The following is a 17,389-nucleotide window of genomic DNA, read 5'->3' on the forward strand; positions in this document are numbered from 1 at the left end:
GGCCCGACAGCCCGGCCCGGCCCGCCAGACGGCGCGCCGGGCTTTTTTTCGCCTGCGCGAATTCGGGTGCGATCGGCCGTTTGGTGTATCCTCAACGCGTCCTAATCGCCGTACGCGTCATGAAATCCTCCCGTTCCCGCAAGTCCGGGCGCGCCCAGTCGGCCGCGCCCGCCTCCCCCCGCCTTTCGCTGTTCGATGCGAAGGGCAAGGCCCGGACCGTCAACGCGCAAGGGCTGCGAATCGACTTCCCGGATGGCCGCAGCCTGATGTTCGACCTGTCGGGCAGTTCGGGAGAAGCCGCCGTCGCGATCGTCGCGCAGCACAACGATCCGGCCATGCGCGCGAAGCTCGCGCTGCAGCCCGAGCACTACGACAGCGTGACGCTGCACGTGGGTGCCGAGCCCGCCCCGCGCGAAGACGACGCCGAAGACGCACCGCGCGAGCCGGAACTCGACCTGTCCGTGCAATACGGTGACGAAATCACGAGCGACGTGCGCAAGACGCTGCCCAAGCGCAAGCTGATCGCCGAATGGATCGAGCCCGCGCTGTTCGCCAGTGCGCAGCTCACGGTGCGCTTCGTCGGCGAAGAAGAAGGCCGCACGCTGAACGCCGGCTACCGCCACAAGGACTACCCGACCAACGTGCTGACCTTCGCGTACGACGCGGCGCCCGACGGCACCGTGATCGGCGACCTCGTGCTGTGCTGCCCGGTCGTCGAGAAGGAAGCGCACGACCAGGGCAAGCCGCTCACGGCCCATTACGCGCACCTGCTGGTGCACGGCGCGCTGCACGCGCAGGGCTACGACCACGAGACGAGCGACGAGGACGCGGCCGAAATGGAAGCGCTCGAAGTCGACATCCTCGCGAAGCTGGGCTTTCCGAACCCATACCAGTAAGCCCTTCGCACGATGCGCAACGCCGCGATGCTCCCGCCCGCCTACCCGCCGTCGATCGGTGAAGGGCGCCTGCTGACGGAAGACGAGCTGGCGGCTTCGCTCGCGCACACGATGCGCGACTGGGACGGCCAGCAGGATCTCTGGCTGTTCGGCTATGGCTCGCTGATCTGGAACCCGGGGTTGCCGACCGTCGCCGCGGTGCGCGGCAAGGTGCACGGCTATCACCGCGGGCTCTACCTGTGGTCGCGCGTGAACCGCGGCACGCCCGAACGCCCGGGCCTCGTGCTCGCGCTCGATCGCGGCGGCTCCTGCTCGGGCATCGCGTTCCGGCTCGCCGGCCCGACTGCGCAACCGCACCTCGAAACGTTGTGGAAGCGCGAAATGCCGATGGGCTCATACCGGCCCGCGTGGTTGCCGTGCTCGCTGGAAAGCGGCGAACGCGTGAACGCGCTCGCGTTCGTGATGCGCCGCGACGCGCCGACCTACACGGGCAAGCTGACCGATCCCGTCGTGAAGGAAGTGTTCGGCTGCGCGGCCGGCCGCTACGGCACGACGCTCGACTACGTGAGCCGCACGGTCGACGCGCTGCGCGCGAGCGGCATCCCCGATCGCGCACTCGAAGGGCTGCTCGCGCGATGCCGGTGACGCGGCCCGGCGCCCGGCTTGCCGCCACGCGCTGCCGCGCCGCATGCGCATTCGTACGAGGGCACGCCCGATGATGAAACCGTCACGCTGGTCGCATTGCAGGATTGCCGCGCTGATCGTCGCCGCGAGCGTCGCGCTGTCCGGCTGCGGCATCCTGGGCTGCGGCGGTGCCGCGACCAACGGCGCGGCCGCCGGCGGCTGCTCGGCCGGCATGCGGTTCTGAACCGAGGCGCTGCGACCCAACCCGCGTGCGTCAGAATGCCGCTTCGGGCCGCCGCCGAGCATTTTCCCCGGTGGCGGCGCCCCACCCCTTCCCCACCCGTTTTTTGCCGCCGCTGCCCCGCCGCGCCGTTCTGAGATAGGATGGAACCGAGGACGATGCCGCGCCCGGCGCGGCCGTCCGCGAGCGGGGCCCGCGCGAGCTGCCCACCCTGGCCGGGCGGCCGGTGTGACACGGTCGCGTCGTGCCCTTGGTGTATCCTTGCCTACTCCGTGACCGCGCGCTCCGGCATGACCCGGGCGCACCACCATGAACGATTCGTATCCCAGTCGTAAGCTAACCGACAAACCGCAAGAAAAGCGCTCGCTGCTCGAGCGCCTGACCGACTTCATCTCGCCCGAGCCCGAATCCCGCGGCGAGCTGCTGGAAATCCTCCAGGACGCCCACGAGCGCAACCTGATCGACGCCGATTCGCTGTCGATGATCGAAGGCGTGTTCCAGGTATCCGACCTGTGCGCGCGCGACATCATGGTGCCGCGCGCCCAGATGGACGCGATCAACATCGCCGACAAACCCGAAGATTTCATCCCGTTCGTCCTCGAGAAGGCGCACTCGCGCTACCCCGTGTACGAGGAGAACCGCGACAACGTCATCGGCGTGCTGCTCGCGAAGGATCTGCTGCGTTTCTATGCCGAAGAGGAATTCGACGTGCGCGGGATGCTGCGCCCGGCCGTGTTCATTCCCGAATCGAAGCGCCTGAACGTGCTGCTGCACGACTTCCGCGTGAACCGCAACCACCTCGCGATCGTCGTCGACGAATACGGCGGCGTCGCGGGCCTGATCACGATCGAGGACGTGCTCGAGCAGATCGTCGGCGACATCGAGGACGAATACGACTTCGACGAGGAAGCCGGCAACATCATCTCGGGGCCCGACGGCCGCTACCGCGTACGCGCGCTCACCGAGATCGAGCAGTTCAACGAGACGTTCGGCACCGATTTCCCCGACGACGAAGTCGACACGATCGGCGGGCTGATCACGCATCATTTCGGCCGCGTCCCGCACCGCGGCGAAAAGCTGCAGCTCGGCAACCTCGTGTTCGAGATCCAGCGCGGCGATGCGCGCCAGGTCCACGTACTGCTGGTGCGCCGCAACCCACTCGCCAGCCGTCGCGCCGAAGCCTCGCACGAGGACTGACCGTCGCGCGCCAGCCGCGCGTTCCACAACCGCTCGCCCACTTCCGCTTCACATGGACGATCCGATCCTGTCCCGCCCGGCTGGCGGCCTGCTCGCGCCGACTCCCGGCCGCGCGCTGCCGCGCTGGCACTACCCGGCCGCGCTGCTCGCCGGCGCAGCCAATACGCTCAGCTTCGCACCGACGCCGCATGGCGGCTGGCTGCAACTCGTCGTATTCGTCTGGTTTTTCGCGCAGCTCACGCGCACCGCAAGCTGGCGCAGCGCCGCGCTCACCGGCGGCGCGTTCGGCTTCGGCAACTTCATCACCGGCATCTGGTGGCTCTACATCAGCATGCACGTGTACGGCGAGATGGCCGCGCCGCTCGCGGGCGGCGCGCTCGTGCTGTTCTCGCTGTACCTGTCGCTGTACCCGGCGTTCTCCGCCGGGCTGTGGTCGTTCTGCGCGGGCCATGCATGGCATCGCCGCACGCCCGACCCGCGGCCGTTCTCGCCGACCTGGCACGGCGCATTCGCGTTCGCGAGCGCCTGGGCGCTCGGCGAATGGCTGCGCGGCACCGTCCTCACCGGCTTCCCGTGGCTCGCCAGCGGCTATCCGCAGGTCGACGGCCCGTTCGCGGGCTTCGCACCGGTCGCCGGCGTGTACGGGATCGCGTGGGTGCTCGCGCTGTTCGCCGCGCTCGTCGTGCAGGCGCTCGCCGCCGCCCGGCCGTCGCCGCTCGCCGAGCCCCGCGCCGGCGATGCGCGCGTGCGCGTCGCCGTGCCGGCCGGCATCGCGCTCGCGCTGATCGCGGCCGGTATCGGCCTGTCGCAGGTCACGTGGACCGTGCCCGCGAACAAGCCGCTCACGGTGCGGCTGCTGCAGGGCAACGTGAAGCAGGACATCAAGTTCGAGGAAGCGGGCATCGACGCGGCGATCAAGATGTACACGCAGATGATCATCGAGAAGCCGGCCGACCTGATCGTCACGCCCGAAACCGCGATCGCGGTGATGATCCAGGAGCTGCCCGAGCCGTTCGCCGTCGCGATCCGCAAGTTCAGCGACACGACGGGCTCGGCCGTGCTGTTCGGCGCGGTCGGCGCATCGGTGACCGAGGACGGCCACTATGTCGACTACACGAACAGCCTGTACGGCGTGACGCCGAATTCGCGCGACATCTATCACTACGACAAGCACCACCTCGTGCCCTTCGGCGAATTCATCCCGTGGGGCTTCCGGTGGTTCGTCGACCTGATGAAGATGCCGCTCGGCGACTTCGCACGCGGCGCGCCCGTGCAGAAGCCGTTCCTCGTGCACAACCAGCCCGTGATGGCCGACATCTGCTACGAGGACTTGTTCGGCGAGGAAATCGCCGCGACGATCCGCGACAACCCGCAGCCGCCGGGCGTGCTCGTCAACGTGACGAACCTCGCGTGGTTCGGCGACACGATCGCGCTCGACCAGCACCTGCAGATCGCGCGGATGCGCTCGCTCGAGACGGGCCGGCCGATGCTGCGCTCGACCAACACGGGGATGACGGCCGCGATCGATGCGCGCGGCCGCGTGCTCGGGCAGTTGAAGCCGTTCACGATCGGCTCGCTCGACGTGCGGATCGAAGGCACGAGCGGCTTCACGCCCTACGTGACGAGCGGCAACAACATCGTGCTCGCGGTGTCGCTCGTGCTGCTCGCGTTCGGCTTCACGTTCGGCCCGGGGCTGCGCCGGCGCAACGGCAAGAAGAACGACGACGACCAGCCGGAATGACGCAACGGGCGGCCGCTGCGCAGTGCGTGGCGGCCGCCGCCGAATCCAACTTGCAGCATCGGCCCGCAGCCGCTCAGGCCTGCCGGGTCGACTCCTCCGATTGAACCGGCTGCGCGGCGAGACGCCGCAGGTCGCGGCTCACCTCCTCCATCACCGGCGCCCACGCGCCGAACACCGGTTGCCGGTACAACGTCGCGGTCGGGTACCACGGGCTGTCCTTGCGTTCGAGCAGCCACGGCCAGTGCGGATTCACGTCGAGCAGCACCCAGGTGCGCGCGCCGAGCGCACCCGCCAGATGCGCGACCGACGTGCACACGGTGATCACCAGATCCAGCGCACCGATGAACGCGGCCGTATCGTCGAAGCTCGTCAGTTCCGCCGTGACGTCCTCGATCGCGAAGCCCGCCGCGCGCGCCGCCTCGACATCCGCGTTCGCGCCCGGCTGCAGCGAATAAAACGCGACGCCGTCGATCCTGCGGAACGCGTCCGCATAGCGCTCGAGCCCGACCCGCCGGAACGGGTTGCGCTGGTGCCCCGCGCTGCCCGTCCACACGAGCCCGACCTTCAACCGGCGGTCGCCCGCGAGCCGCGCGCGCCACGCATCGCGCGCATGCGGATCGGCGCGCAGATACGGCACCGACGACGCGAGCGTCGATGCTTCCATGCCGAGCATCAGCGGCAGGCCGATCAGCGGTACTTCGTAATCGAAGGCCGGCAGCGATTCGATGCCGCCGCCCGCGCTGAACGCGTCCGCATGCGCGCCGAGGCTGCGCTGCATCAGCGTGCCGACCAGCGGGAACGTATTCCAGATGAGCCGGCCGCCCTCGCGATGCACGCGCTCGGCGAGCGGCGCGACGAAGCGGCAGAACTGCAGCACGTCGCCGAGCCCCTGCTCGCCCCACACGAGCAGTGTCTTGCCGGCGAGCGGCTCGCCCTGCCAGCGCGGGCCCGGCAGCGCCGGCCGGCGGCCGCGCAATTCGCCCGCGCCGTCCCAGCGCGCCTCGTGGCCGCGCCAGCCGGCCGCGCAGTTGCCGCGCACGAGCTGGATGATCGCCAGGTTGAAGCGGAACGACGCGTCGTCGGGCGCAAGCTCGCACGCGCGCGCCGCGTAGCGCTCGGCGTCGTCCCAGCGCTGCGCCTCCTTCATCGCCAGCGCGACGTTGTTCATCGCGAGCGCGTTGTCGGGCGCGAGCTCGACGAGCCGCGCCGCGCACGCGAGCGCGGCGTCCAGGTCGTGCGTCGCGAGACGCGCGACGACGAGATTGATCCACGCCTGCACGTCGCGCGGGTCGAAGCGCACCGCCGCTTCGAGCAGCGCGATCTCCTCCGCGCGGCCGCTACCCGACAGCCGCAGCGCGATCGCGAGGTTGTTGCGCAGCGATGGCCGGTCGGCATCGAGCGCCAGCGCCGCGCGATACGGCGCCACGGCGTCCGCGTGGCGGCCCGCCATCTGCAGTGCGTAGCCATGATTGAAGTACGCGGTCGCGCCCGGTTGCACGCGCGCCGCGCATTCGGCGAGCGCGAGCGCATCGGCCGTACGCTGCCGCGAGACGAGCGCGCCGGTGAGTTGCGCGAGCGCATCGGCGTCGACCGCATGCAGATGCGCGGCGGCGGCGAGCCACAGATCGTACGCGGCATGCTCGCCGCGCGCCTGCGCGTCGGCGGCCTGCCCGAGCAGCGCGAGGAAAGGCGGCAGCAGCGAAATGAGGATATCGGTCGGATCGTCCATGCAGTCGGAGTCGGCTAGCGGTGGCGCGGCACGCGTCGCGCGCACCGCAATACGCGCATCTTAACGCCCGCGCGAAGCCGCGCGGCACGCGCGTCACGACAGGCCGCACGCGGCCGTCCGGCGGCCATCGGTCACGCCCGCGCGGGCCGCCGGAACGGGGCCGACGGCGTGCCCGCCCGCGTTCCGGCCGCATCCGCTCGCCGATCCGGTAAAATTACGCGTTTCAGCACACTAACAAGCCGCGCCGCCGCGCGAGCCGACCCTCCGGGCCCCGCCCGGAGCGCCGCCCGCAACGGAGCGCCAGCGCCACGAAGGCTCTTCATGCTTACGTTTCAGCAAATCATCCTGACGCTGCAGTCCTACTGGGACAAGCAGGGTTGCGCCCTGCTCCAGCCCATCGACATGGAAGTCGGCGCGGGCACCTCGCACGTCCACACGTTCCTGCGCGCGGTCGGCCCCGAGCCGTGGCGCGCCGCGTACGTGCAGCCGTCGCGCCGCCCGAAGGACGGGCGTTACGGCGAGAACCCGAACCGCCTGCAGCACTACTACCAGTACCAGGTCGTGCTCAAGCCGGCGCCGGAAAACATCCTCGACCTGTACCTCGGCTCGCTCGAGGCGCTCGGCTTCGACCTGCAGCAGAACGACGTGCGTTTCGTCGAGGACGACTGGGAAAACCCGACGCTCGGCGCGTGGGGCCTCGGCTGGGAAGTGTGGCTGAACGGGATGGAAGTCACGCAGTTCACGTATTTCCAGCAGGTCGGCGGCCTCGACTGCAAGCCGGTGCTCGGCGAGATCACGTACGGCCTCGAGCGCCTCGCGATGTACCTGCAGAAGGTCGAGAACGTGTACGACCTCGTGTGGACCGAGTGGGAAGAGCAAGGCCCGAACGGCCCCGAGCTGCGCCGCCTGTCGTACGGCGACGTCTACCACCAGAACGAGGTCGAGCAATCGACCTACAACTTCGAGCACGCGAACGTCGACCTGCTGTTCACGTTCTTCAACAGCTACGAAGCGGAAGCGAAGAAGATGATCGACGCGCAGCTCGCGCTGCCCGCGTACGAGCTCGTGCTGAAGGCCGGCCACACGTTCAACCTGCTCGATGCGCGCGGCGCGATCTCGGTCACCGAGCGCGCGGCGTACATCGGCCGCATCCGCGCGCTGTCGCGTCTCGTCGCTCAGGCTTACTACGACTCGCGCGAGAAGCTCGGCTTCCCGATGCTCGGCAACCCGCCGGGCGTGCCGGGCCTCACCACCGACGCCCAGGACGCCGCACAGCCGGCGTGGGCGCCGCCGCTCAAGGTCGAACGCAAGATCGATCAGGACTGACGAGACGAGATTCATTCCAATCATGACGCACAATCATCCCGCCCCCCTGCTCGTCGAACTGCTGACCGAAGAGCTGCCGCCGAAGGCCCTCGCGCGCCTCGGCGACGCATTCGCCGAAGGTCTCGCGCAACGCCTCGCGGCGCGCGACCTCATCGAAGGCGAACTCGTGTTCGAACGCTACGCCACGCCGCGCCGCCTCGCCGTCGTCGTGCAGAACGTGCGCGCCGTCGCCCCTGAAAAGCAGGTCCGCGAAAAGGTCCTGCCCGTGTCGGTCGCGCTCGACGCCGAAGGCAAGCCGACCGCGCCGCTCGCGAAGAAGCTCGCGGCGCTCGGCCACCCGAACCTGTCGATCGCCGATCTCGAGCGCGCGCAGGACGGCAAGGCCGAAGCGTTCTTCATCAACTATTCGGCAGCCGGCGCGACGCTCGCCGACGGCCTGCAGGCCGCGCTCGACGAAACGCTCGAGAAGCTGCCGATCCCGAAGGTGATGACCTACCAGCGCCCGGACGGCTCCGACGTGAAGTTCGTGCGCCCGGTGCATCGCCTGACGGTGCTGCACGACGATCGCATCGTGCCCGTCACCGCATTCGGCGTCGACGCCGGCGACACCACGCTCGGCCACCGCTTCCTGTCCGACGGCCTCGTCGCGATCCAGCATGCGCGCAGCTACGCCGACACGCTGCGCGACAAGGGCCGCGTGATCGCGCACTTCGCCGATCGCCGCGAAACGATCCGCACGCAGCTGAACGAACACGCGAACGGCGATACCGTCGTGATGCCCGAGTCGCTGCTCGACGAAGTGACGTCGCTGGTCGAATGGCCGGTCGTCTATCCGTGCCGCTTCGAGGACGAATTCCTGCAGGTCCCGCAGGAATGCCTGATCCTCACGATGCAGACGAACCAGAAATATTTCGCGCTGACCGACGTCGCCGGCAAGCTGCGCTCGCGCTTCCTGATCGTGTCGAACATCGAGACGAAGACGCCGGGCGAGATCATCGAAGGCAACGAGCGCGTCGTGCGCCCGCGCCTCGCCGATGCGAAGTTCTTCTTCGAGCAGGACAAGAAGAAGCCGCTCGCCGACCGCGTGCCGCAGCTCGCCAACGTCGTGTATCACAACAAGCTCGGTTCGGCGCTCGCACGCGTCGAGCGCCTCGAGGCGCTGGCCGGCGAGATCGCCCCCGCGATCGGCGCCGACGCCACGCATGCGAAGCGCGCCGCGCGTCTCGCGAAGGCCGACCTGCTGACCGACATGGTCGGCGAGTTCCCGGAACTGCAGGGCACGATGGGCACGTACTACGCGCGCCACGACGGCGAAGCCGACGACGTCGCGCTCGCCTGCGCCGAGCACTACCAGCCGCGCTTCTCCGGCGACGCCCTGCCGACCACGCCGGTGTCGACCGCCGTCGCGCTGGCCGACAAGCTCGAGACGATCGTCGGCATCTGGGGCATCGGCCTCGCGCCGACCGGCGAGAAGGATCCGTTCGCGCTGCGCCGCCACGCGCTCGGCGTGCTGCGCCTGCTGCTCGAGAAGCAGCTGCCGCTCGATCTCGTGTCGCTGCTGCGCACGGCCCATGCACGCTTCGAAGGCGTGCCGGGCGTGGCCGAATCGACCGATGCGATCCTCGCGTTCTTCATGGACCGCCTGCGCGGCCTGCTGCGCGAGCGCGGCTATTCGGCCGGCGAAATCGACGCGGTGCTGAGCCTGAACCCGACGCGCGTCGACGATCTCGTCGCGCGCCTCGACGCGGTGCGCGAGTTCACGCGCCTCGCGGAAGCCGAAGCGCTCGCGGCCGCGAACAAGCGGATCTCGAACATCCTGAAGAAGTCGGAAGGCGGCGCGAACGGCACGGTGCAGCCGACGCTGCTCGTCGAGGCGGCCGAGAAGGCGCTGCACGAACAGCTCGCGGCCGTGACGCCGCACGTGCAGTCGCAACTCGAGGCGCGTGCGTACACGGGTGCGCTGTCGGCGCTCGCCGCGCTGCGCGTACCGGTCGACACGTTCTTCAACGACGTGATGGTCAACGCGGAAGATCCGGCCCTGCGCGCGAACCGTCTCGCGCTGCTGTCCGCGCTGCACCAGCAGATGAACTGCGTCGCCGACATCTCGAAGCTCGCTGCATAAGGGCCGCACGATGCCGACCAGCCCCAACCGAAAGCTCGTCGTCCTCGACCGGGACGGCGTGATCAACGTCGATTCGGATGCGTTCATCAAGACGCCCGACGAATGGATCGCGCTGCCCGGCGCCCTCGAGGCGATCGCCCGGCTCAACCACGCGGGTTATCGCGTGGTCGTCGCGACCAACCAGTCCGGCATCGGTCGCGGGCTGTTCGACATGGCCGCCCTCAACGAGATGCATCTGAAGATGCATCGCGCGGCGGCCGCGGTCGGCGCACGTATCGACGCGGTGTTCTTCTGCCCGCACACGGCCGAGGATCACTGCGACTGCCGCAAGCCGAAACCCGGCATGATGCAGATGATCGCCGAGCGCTTCGAGATCGATCCCGATCACACGCCGGTCGTCGGCGATTCGCTGCGCGACCTGCAGGCCGGCGTCGCGGTCGGCTTCCGGCCGCACCTCGTGCTCACCGGCAAGGGCAAGAAGACGCTCGCCGCCGGCAACCTGCCGCCCGGCACGAAGGTCCACGACGACCTGCGCGCGTTCGCGCTCGATTTCCTTTCACACGAACACGAGTGATGCAGCCGCCGCGCGCATCCTCCCTAACGCCAGACTTACGCCGATGCGCTTCGTCCGCTCCCTGCTGCTGCTGATCTACTTCGTCCTGTACACGGTGCCGTACGCCACCGCGTGCTTCATCGCCTTTCCGTTCATGCGTTCCGACGCGCGCTACTGGATGGCCGCCGGCTGGTGCAAGTCGACGCTATGGGTCGTGCGCTGGCTGAACGGCATCCGCTACCGGATCGAAGGGTACGAGAACCTGCCCGACGGCCCGGCGGTGCTGCTGTCGAAGCACCAGTCCGCGTGGGAAACGCTCGCGTTTCCGGCGCTGATGCCGCGGCCACTTTGCTACGTGTTCAAGCGCGAGCTGCTGTACGTGCCGTTCTTCGGCTGGGCGCTCGGGATGCTGCACATGGTCAACATCAACCGCAAGGAAGGCAAGAACGCGTTCACGTCGGTGATCCGCCAGGGCAAGAAGCGCCTGTCGGAAGGCGCATGGATGATCATGTTCCCGGAAGGCACGCGTACGCCGGTCGGCAAGCAGGGCAAGTACAAGACGGGCGGCGCGCGCTTCGCGATCGAAACCGGTGCACCCGTCGTGCCGATCGCGCACAATGCAGGTCGGGTGTGGCCGCGCAACTCGTTCACGAAATTCCCCGGTATCGTCACCGTGTCGATCGGCAAGCCGATTCCCAGTGAGGGGCTGACGCCCGATGCATTGAACTCGCAGGTCGAAGCATGGATCGAAGCGGAAATGCGCCGGATCGATCCCGATTCGTATCGCCAGGCGGGCAATGCGGGCACGCGCGATGCCGCGCGTGTCTGACGCCCCCAGGTTGCAGCCGTTGCGTACGACAAAAAGAAGCGAACTGATGAAACAGCGTCCGCGGCCACGGCCTGCCGTCGTGGCTCTCGATCATCGCCAGATGGATCTGCCGCTCTTCGACGGGCCGGCCGCCGCACCGTCGGCGCCCGCCACGCCGCCAGCGCCGCCCGAAGCGCCACCCGCGGCGCCCCTCGATCCGGGCCGCGCGCCCGACCGCTCGCGCGTGCGCACGTTCGCGCTCGACAGCCGCGTGCTCGAATACCGCCTGAAGCGCTCCGCGCGCCGCACGATCGGCTTCACGATCGACGGCAGCGGGCTGTCGATCACCGCACCGCGCTGGGTCACGCTCGCCGACATCGAAGCCGCGATCGCCGAGAAACAGCGCTGGATCTTCGCGAAGCTCGCGGAGTGGAAGACGCGCACCGAACAGCGCGCGCTGCCGCAGATCGACTGGCGCGACGGCGCAGCGCTTCCCTATCTCGGCAAGACGGTGACGATCGCGCTCGGCGCGAGCGCCGTCGCGTTCGATGCCGATGCGCTGCGGCTCTCGCTGCCGCTGCCCGTGCAGGCCGACATGCAGCAGATCAAGGATCGCGTGCAGGGCTGGCTGCAGGGCGAAGCCAAGCGGATCTTCGGCGAACGCCTCGCCGTCTATGCGGAGAAACTCGGCGTCACGTATTCGATGTACGCGCTGTCGTCGGCCGCGACGCGCTGGGGCAGCTGCTCGAGCGACGGCAAGATCCGGCTGAACTGGCGGCTGATCCATTTCCCGATGTCGATCATCGACTACGTCGTCGCGCACGAGCTGTCGCACCTGCGCGAAATGAACCACAGCCCGGCCTTCTGGCAAACCGTCGAATCGATCTTCCCCGAGTTCCGCGAAGCGCGGCACACGCTCAAGCATCACCCGCCCGAGTTGCTGCCGTCGCTGTGACGCGCACGGCTTCGCCGCCAACGAAAAAGGGCGATGCGGATCACTCCGCATCGCCCTTTTTTGCTGCCGCGGTGCACATCGCACGCCGCAGCCTGGCTCATCCGGCGCTCAGTGCGCCTTTTTCTGGATGAACTCGATCTTGTAGCCGTCCGGATCCTCGACGAACGCGATCACGGTCGTGCCGTGCTTCATCGGGCCCGCTTCGCGCGTGACCTTGCCGCCTTGCGCCTTGATCTGCTCGCATGCCTTGTATGCATCGTCGACTTCCAGCGCGAGGTGGCCAAAGCCGTTGCCGAGATCGTAGGCCGGCGTATCCCAGTTATGGGTCAGCTCGATCACCGTGTTGTCGCTTTCATCGCCGTAGCCGACGAATGCGAGCGTGAACTTGCCTTCCGGATAGTCGTCGCGGCGCAGCACCTTCATGCCGAGCAATTCGGTGTAGAACTTGATCGAGCGGTCGAGATCGCCGACTCGCAGCATCGTATGCAGAAATCGCATGTGTTGTACTCCTGTGGGGACTTTCCAGAACGGGGAACTCTACCAGAGTCGGGTGAATTTCGCCGGGGGCGCCTAGCCGGGGGCGCCTAGCCGGGGGCGCTCAGCCGGGGCCGCCTGGCCGCGACTGTCCACGAGCGTCCAGCCGGATGCGTCTCGCCCGCGTGCGGCGATACGAACCGTCGACACTAACCGGCGCGAGCGCAACGGCGGAAAACGGCACGATCCGGCTCGCCCGGCGACTGCGCCGATCGGGTAACATCCTTCCACCTCGCACCAAAAACGGGCATGCGACCGACTGCCCGAACGCGACCACCCCTCCGCCGAGACAGCCACACTACCGTGCGAAACCGCCGATTCGAGCGCGCCGGATGCGCCGCCCTCCCGATCTTGCAGCCGCCGCGCCGAACCGGCGAGGTTCGCCGATGACCACGCTCGCCGCCGCCCCCGTGCGCCGCGCGCTCGACACGCGCGCCGTCGGCCTGATGCTGCTGCTATGCGCGATCTGGGGCTTCCAGCAAGTCGCGATCAAGAGCACGAACGCCGCGATCGCGCCGATGTTCCAGGCCGGGCTGCGCTCGGTGATCGCGGCGGTGCTGCTGTGGGGCTGGGCCCGCTCGCGCGGTACGCCGCTGTTCCAGGCGGACGGCACGTTCGGCGCGGGCCTCGCGGCCGGGGCGCTGTTCGCCGGCGAATTCATCTGCGTGTTCTTCGGGCTGACGCTGACGAGTGCGTCGCACATGGCGATCTTCCTGTACACGGCGCCCTGCTTCACCGCGCTCGGCCTGCATCTGTTCGCACCGGGCGAGCGGCTGCAGCGCACGCAGTGGGCGGGCGTCGGCCTGGCGTTCGCCGGCATCGCGCTCGCCTTCGCGGACGGCTTCCTGAAACCGCGCGCACCCGGCGCATCGGTACTGGCCGGACTCGCCGGCGACGCGCTCGGGATCCTGGGCGGCGCGATGTGGGCCGCGACGACGGTCGTCGTGCGCTCGACGGCGCTCGCGCGGGCGAGCGCAAGCAAGACGCTGTTCTACCAGCTCGCGGTGTCGGCGGTCGTGCTGGTCGCGCTCGCTGCCCTGTTCGGCCAGGTGTCGTTCGCGCACGTCACGCCGGTCGCGGTGGCGAGCCTCGCGTACCAGTCGGTGATCGTCGCGTTCGTCAGCTACCTGTCGTGGTTCTGGCTGCTGACACGCTACAGCGCGTCGCGGCTGTCGGTCTTCACGTTCCTGTCGCCGCTGTTCGGCGTCGCGTTCGGTGTGCTGCTGCTCGGCGAATCGGTCGGCTGGCGCTTCATGTCCGCGGCTGCACTCGTGCTGACCGGCATCGCGCTCGTCAACGCGCCGCCGCGCCGACGGGCATGACGACCCGACGCAGCACGCGCGCGCCCATGCAATAAAAAGGCTGCCTCGCAAGGCAGCCTCTTGTTCCCATCCGGTCCGGCTCGCGTAACCGGCCTCAACCGGCCTTGCGCACCGCCGCGAGCGCCTGCGCGACGCCGACGTATTCGGCCACGCTCACGTCCTCCGCACGACGTGCGAGATCGAAGCCGAGCGCGTCGAAGTCGATCGTCTCGCGATAGTCGCCGAGCGTATTGCGCAGCATCTTGCGGCGCTGCGAGAACGCGGCGGTGACGATTTCGCCGAGCAGCACGGGATCGACGTCCGGCAGTTCATGCGGTTCGTACGGAATCATCCGGACGATCGCGGAATCGACCTTCGGCGGCGGCTGGAACGATTCCGGCGGCACGTCGAGCATCTTCTCCATCACGTAGCGGTACTGCAGCATCACCGACAGACGCGAAAACGCCTTCGTGCCCGGCTCCGCGACCATCCGCTCGACGACTTCGTTCTGCAGCATGAAATGCTGGTCGATGACCGCATCGGCGAACGTCATCAGGTGAAACAGCAGCGGGCTGGAAATGTTGTACGGCAGGTTGCCGACGATCCGCAGCGACGGCTTGTCGCCGGGCGCCGCGAGCGACCGGAAGTCGAACGCGAGCGCGTCGCCGGCGTGCAGTTCGAGCATCGCGCCGAAACGTTGCTGCAGGCGCCCGATCAGGTCGCGGTCGAGCTCCACTGCATGCAGCGGCGACTCGGGCGTCGCGAGGCGCTCGATCAGCGGCTCGGTCAGCGCGCCGAGCCCGGGGCCGATCTCGACCATGCGCTGGCCGCGCGCGGGGCCGATCGTCGAGACGATCGAGTCGATCACGCCGTGATCGACGAGGAAGTTCTGCCCGAAGCGCTTGCGCGCGAAATGGCCTTGGTGCTGTCTGCTGTTCGACATCGACTGAGTAAAACGAAAAATACGACGAAAGAGGTGAAGCCGGGCCGCGTCAGGCCGTGCGGCGATGGCGCGCCATCGTGACGGCCGTGTCGAGCGCGGCGATCATGCTGCCCGGATCCGCGCGGCCGGTGCCGGCCAAATCGAGTGCCGTGCCGTGATCGACCGACGTCCGGATGATCGGCAGCCCGAGCGTCACGTTGATGCCCTCGCCGAACGTCGCATACTTCAGCACGGGCAGGCCCTGGTCATGGAACATCGCGAGCACGCAATCGGCGTCCGCGAGATGGCGCGGCTGGAACAGCGTGTCGGCCGGATACGGGCCGCGCGCGTCGATGCCCTGCGCGTTCGCGCGGGCCAGCGCCGGCGAGATCACGTCGATCTCCTCGCGGCCGAGATAACCGTTCTCGCCCGCGTGCGGGTTCAGGCCCGTCACGAGGATGCGCGGTGCGGCGAGACCGAAGTCACGCCGCAGGTCGCGATCGATGATCGCGAGTGTCTCGACGAGCCCGTCGACCGTGAGTGCGGCGGACACGTCCTTCAGCGGCAGGTGCGTGGTCGCGAGCGCGACGCGCAGCGGCTGGTGGCCGGTACCGGCCAGCATCATCACGACCCGCGGCGTATGCGTGCGCTCCGCCAGGTATTCGGTATGGCCGGTGAACGGCACGCCCGCATCGTTGATGGTGCTCTTCTGCAGCGGCGCGGTGACGATCGCATCGTACCGGCCTGCCAGCGCACCGTCGATCGCCGCGTCGAGCAACCCGAGCACGTACGGGCCGTTCGCGGCGTCCAGCTTGCCCGCCTGCACGGGCACGGCGAGCGCGTGATGCGCGACCGACACCGGCCCGCTGCCGGCCAGCGTGGCCCGGTCGGCGCCGACGGCCGCCGCACGCGCGTCGAGCAGCGCCGCATCGCCGAGCACGGTGAAATGTGCGTCGGGCCAGCGCTGCGCGGCATCACGCAGCGCCTGCACGGTCAGCTCCGGGCCGACCCCCGCGGGTTCGCCAGTCGTGATCGCGATCTGCAGCGCGGGTGTGGTCATCCGAAGCTCGCTCAGTTCGCCGGGCCGACGCCGCCGATCTTGTACTGCACGTACGACGAATCGCGCAGCTCGCGCAGCCAGTCGGCATAGGCCTGCTCGGCCTTGCGCTGGCCGATCGCCTGACGCGCGATATCCATCTGCTGCTGCACCGAGCCTTCCGCTTCGCGGCGGCTCAGCACCTGGATCAGGTGATAGCCGTACTCGGTACGGATCGGCTGGCTGACCTGGCCGTCCTGCAGGTTGTTCATCGCGCGTTCGAATTCCGGCACGGTCTCGCCCGGGCTGATCCAGCCAAGATCGCCGCCTTGCGACGCCGAACCGTCCTGCGAGTAGGTGCGCGCGAACTTCGCGAAATCGCCGCCGGCCTCGACCTGGTTGCGGATGTCGGCCAGTTGCTGGCGCGCCTGGCCTTCCGACTTGCCTTCGCCCACGCGCAGCAGGATGTGGCGCACGTGCGTCTGGACGATCTTCGGTGCGGCCGCGGACGCGCCCTGGCTCTGGCGGCGATCGACGAGGCGCACGATCTCGAAGCCGTCCGGCACGCGGATCAGCGTCGGGTTGACCTGACCCGGGCGCAGCTTCGATGCGGCGTCGACGACGTCGGCCGGCAGCGCGCTCGGTGCCTTGAAGCCGAGGTCGCCGCCCTTCTTCGCGTCGTTCGCTTCCGAATTGTTCTTCGCGAGCTTCTCGAAATCGGCGCCCGACTTCGCCTGCTGCAGCAACGCGTCGGCCTTCTTCTGCGCGGCTTCGATGTCGGCCTGCGGCGCGTTGGTCGGCGCCTTGATGAAGATGTGCTGGAAGCGCAGGTCCTGCTGCTGCGACGCGCTCGGGCCGCGCTGGCTCGCGATGTAGTTCGCGACCTCGGCGTCCGACACGGTGATCTTGCCGTCGACCTCACGCTCGCGCAGCTTCGACAGCATCAGTTCGGTACGCGCGTCGCTCGTGAAGATGCTCCAGGGCACGCCTTGCGCCTCGAGACGCGCGCGGTACTGCTCGAGCGTCATGCCGTTCGCCTGCGCGAGACGCTGCAGCGTGGCCTGCACGGTCGCGTCGTCGATGCGGATCCCGTCGTCCTTGGCCTTCTGCACCTGGATACGCTCGAGCACCATCTGGTTCAGCACCTGCGCGCGCAACTGGTCGGTCGGCGGCACGGGTGCGTTCTGCTGCTGCAGCCGGCGCGCGATCAGGGCGGCACGCTGGTCGAGTTCGCGGCCCGTGATCACGTCGTTGTTGACGACCGCGACGACTTCGTCGGCGAGCTGCGCACCTTGCGAACCGAGCGCCTGCGCCGCGGCCGGCGCGGCGGCGAGCAGCGCGGAGGCCGCAGCGAGGCTGGACACGACTGCCGCGAAACGAAGGGTTTTCTTCATTGCCACTGGA

At 68.8% G+C, this 17,389-nt stretch carries 16 protein-coding genes; 11 read left to right on the top strand and 5 right to left on the bottom strand.

Annotation, left to right across the window (positions count from 1 at the left end; genetic code table 11):
- Positions 1-119: 119 nt before the first annotated feature.
- The 5 genes from ybeY to lnt all read left to right on the top strand — a co-directional run bounded on the left by ybeY (position 120) and on the right by lnt (position 4,699).
- Entirely contained in the window at positions 120-896 is a 777-nt protein-coding gene (ybeY, locus tag CFB41_RS14245) for an rRNA maturation RNase YbeY (RefSeq protein WP_089456882.1), read from the top strand.
- A gap of 12 nt (positions 897-908) precedes the next feature.
- The gene (locus CFB41_RS14250) at positions 909-1,541 is read left to right on the top strand and encodes a gamma-glutamylcyclotransferase (protein ID WP_089440970.1); all 633 of its coding nucleotides are present in this window, start codon (positions 909-911) and stop codon (positions 1,539-1,541) included.
- A 70-nt stretch (positions 1,542-1,611) separates the two neighbouring features.
- Positions 1,612-1,764: a hypothetical protein gene (locus tag CFB41_RS38120; RefSeq protein WP_179250021.1), complete on the top strand. Its 153-nt coding sequence runs from the start codon at positions 1,612-1,614 to the stop codon at positions 1,762-1,764.
- Between the two features lie 306 nt (positions 1,765-2,070).
- Positions 2,071-2,958, top strand: coding sequence for an HlyC/CorC family transporter (locus tag CFB41_RS14255; RefSeq protein WP_039360042.1), 888 nt, complete (start codon positions 2,071-2,073; stop codon positions 2,956-2,958).
- Between the two features lie 52 nt (positions 2,959-3,010).
- A complete protein-coding gene (gene lnt / locus CFB41_RS14260; protein WP_089456883.1) occupies positions 3,011-4,699 on the top strand; it encodes an apolipoprotein N-acyltransferase in 1,689 nt (562 codons plus the stop codon).
- A gap of 73 nt (positions 4,700-4,772) precedes the next feature.
- Here lnt and CFB41_RS14265 read toward each other — a convergent pair whose 3' ends face one another.
- A complete protein-coding gene (locus tag CFB41_RS14265) occupies positions 4,773-6,428 on the bottom strand; it encodes a hypothetical protein (RefSeq protein WP_089456884.1) in 1,656 nt (551 codons plus the stop codon).
- A 321-nt stretch (positions 6,429-6,749) separates the two neighbouring features.
- On the opposite strand from CFB41_RS14265, the gene glyQ reads away from it, so the two are divergent.
- From glyQ to CFB41_RS14290, 5 genes are read left to right on the top strand one after another with little or no spacing between them, the layout of a single operon-like run.
- Entirely contained in the window at positions 6,750-7,754 is a 1,005-nt protein-coding gene (gene glyQ, locus CFB41_RS14270) for a glycine--tRNA ligase subunit alpha (RefSeq protein ID WP_011885965.1), read from the top strand.
- 22 nt (positions 7,755-7,776) lie between these two features.
- Entirely contained in the window at positions 7,777-9,876 is a 2,100-nt protein-coding gene (glyS, locus tag CFB41_RS14275) for a glycine--tRNA ligase subunit beta (protein ID WP_089456885.1), read from the top strand.
- Positions 9,877-9,886: 10 nt separating this feature from the next.
- Complete coding sequence (gene gmhB / locus CFB41_RS14280) at positions 9,887-10,450, top strand: D-glycero-beta-D-manno-heptose 1,7-bisphosphate 7-phosphatase (protein ID WP_089456886.1); 564 nt, start codon at positions 9,887-9,889, stop codon at positions 10,448-10,450.
- Positions 10,451-10,493: 43 nt separating this feature from the next.
- Positions 10,494-11,258 carry a 1-acyl-sn-glycerol-3-phosphate acyltransferase gene (locus tag CFB41_RS14285; RefSeq protein WP_089440974.1) on the top strand — a complete coding sequence of 255 codons (765 nt, stop codon included), beginning with the start codon at positions 10,494-10,496 and terminating at the stop codon, positions 11,256-11,258.
- A gap of 46 nt (positions 11,259-11,304) precedes the next feature.
- Positions 11,305-12,192, top strand: coding sequence for a M48 family metallopeptidase (locus CFB41_RS14290; protein ID WP_089456887.1), 888 nt, complete (start codon positions 11,305-11,307; stop codon positions 12,190-12,192).
- A gap of 108 nt (positions 12,193-12,300) precedes the next feature.
- Here the strand turns inward: CFB41_RS14290 and gloA are convergent, their stop codons facing one another.
- Positions 12,301-12,690, bottom strand: coding sequence for a lactoylglutathione lyase (gloA, locus tag CFB41_RS14295; protein WP_085042359.1), 390 nt, complete (start codon positions 12,688-12,690; stop codon positions 12,301-12,303).
- Positions 12,691-13,112: 422 nt separating this feature from the next.
- Here gloA and CFB41_RS14300 point away from each other — a divergent pair, with 422 nt between their 5' ends.
- Complete coding sequence (locus tag CFB41_RS14300) at positions 13,113-14,048, top strand: DMT family transporter (protein WP_089456888.1); 936 nt, start codon at positions 13,113-13,115, stop codon at positions 14,046-14,048.
- Positions 14,049-14,142: 94 nt separating this feature from the next.
- Here the strand turns inward: CFB41_RS14300 and rsmA are convergent, their stop codons facing one another.
- Genes rsmA through CFB41_RS14315 form a run of 3 tightly spaced genes read right to left on the bottom strand, consistent with a single transcriptional unit; the run spans position 14,143 to position 17,379 of the window.
- Positions 14,143-14,970 (bottom strand): 16S rRNA (adenine(1518)-N(6)/adenine(1519)-N(6))-dimethyltransferase RsmA, encoded by an 828-nt coding sequence (rsmA, locus tag CFB41_RS14305; RefSeq protein WP_089456889.1) that lies wholly within the window; start codon positions 14,968-14,970, stop codon positions 14,143-14,145.
- Between the two features lie 49 nt (positions 14,971-15,019).
- The gene (pdxA, locus tag CFB41_RS14310; protein WP_089456890.1) at positions 15,020-16,009 is read right to left on the bottom strand and encodes a 4-hydroxythreonine-4-phosphate dehydrogenase PdxA; all 990 of its coding nucleotides are present in this window, start codon (positions 16,007-16,009) and stop codon (positions 15,020-15,022) included.
- A gap of 11 nt (positions 16,010-16,020) precedes the next feature.
- Positions 16,021-17,379 carry a peptidylprolyl isomerase gene (locus tag CFB41_RS14315; protein ID WP_089456891.1) on the bottom strand — a complete coding sequence of 453 codons (1,359 nt, stop codon included), beginning with the start codon at positions 17,377-17,379 and terminating at the stop codon, positions 16,021-16,023.
- Between the last annotated feature and the right edge of the window lie 10 nt (positions 17,380-17,389).

The sequence above is a fragment of the Burkholderia sp. AU33803 genome (genome assembly GCF_002223095.1).
In the GTDB taxonomy this organism is placed as follows: Bacteria; Pseudomonadota; Gammaproteobacteria; order Burkholderiales; family Burkholderiaceae; genus Burkholderia.

Coding starts and splice junctions, on each gene's coding strand:
- lnt (WP_089456883.1), top strand. CDS start 3,011: ATGGACGATCCGATCCTGTCCCGCCCGGCTGGCGGCCTGCTCGCGCCG.
- glyQ (WP_011885965.1), top strand. CDS start 6,750: ATGCTTACGTTTCAGCAAATCATCCTGACGCTGCAGTCCTACTGGGAC.
- pdxA (WP_089456890.1), bottom strand. CDS start 16,009: ATGACCACACCCGCGCTGCAGATCGCGATCACGACTGGCGAACCCGCG.
- rsmA (WP_089456889.1), bottom strand. CDS start 14,970: ATGTCGAACAGCAGACAGCACCAAGGCCATTTCGCGCGCAAGCGCTTC.
- CFB41_RS14250 (WP_089440970.1), top strand. CDS start 909: ATGCGCAACGCCGCGATGCTCCCGCCCGCCTACCCGCCGTCGATCGGT.
- ybeY (WP_089456882.1), top strand. CDS start 120: ATGAAATCCTCCCGTTCCCGCAAGTCCGGGCGCGCCCAGTCGGCCGCG.
- CFB41_RS38120 (WP_179250021.1), top strand. CDS start 1,612: ATGATGAAACCGTCACGCTGGTCGCATTGCAGGATTGCCGCGCTGATC.
- glyS (WP_089456885.1), top strand. CDS start 7,777: ATGACGCACAATCATCCCGCCCCCCTGCTCGTCGAACTGCTGACCGAA.
- CFB41_RS14255 (WP_039360042.1), top strand. CDS start 2,071: ATGAACGATTCGTATCCCAGTCGTAAGCTAACCGACAAACCGCAAGAA.
- gmhB (WP_089456886.1), top strand. CDS start 9,887: ATGCCGACCAGCCCCAACCGAAAGCTCGTCGTCCTCGACCGGGACGGC.
- CFB41_RS14290 (WP_089456887.1), top strand. CDS start 11,305: ATGAAACAGCGTCCGCGGCCACGGCCTGCCGTCGTGGCTCTCGATCAT.
- CFB41_RS14315 (WP_089456891.1), bottom strand. CDS start 17,379: ATGAAGAAAACCCTTCGTTTCGCGGCAGTCGTGTCCAGCCTCGCTGCG.
- CFB41_RS14285 (WP_089440974.1), top strand. CDS start 10,494: ATGCGCTTCGTCCGCTCCCTGCTGCTGCTGATCTACTTCGTCCTGTAC.
- CFB41_RS14300 (WP_089456888.1), top strand. CDS start 13,113: ATGACCACGCTCGCCGCCGCCCCCGTGCGCCGCGCGCTCGACACGCGC.
- gloA (WP_085042359.1), bottom strand. CDS start 12,690: ATGCGATTTCTGCATACGATGCTGCGAGTCGGCGATCTCGACCGCTCG.
- CFB41_RS14265 (WP_089456884.1), bottom strand. CDS start 6,428: ATGGACGATCCGACCGATATCCTCATTTCGCTGCTGCCGCCTTTCCTC.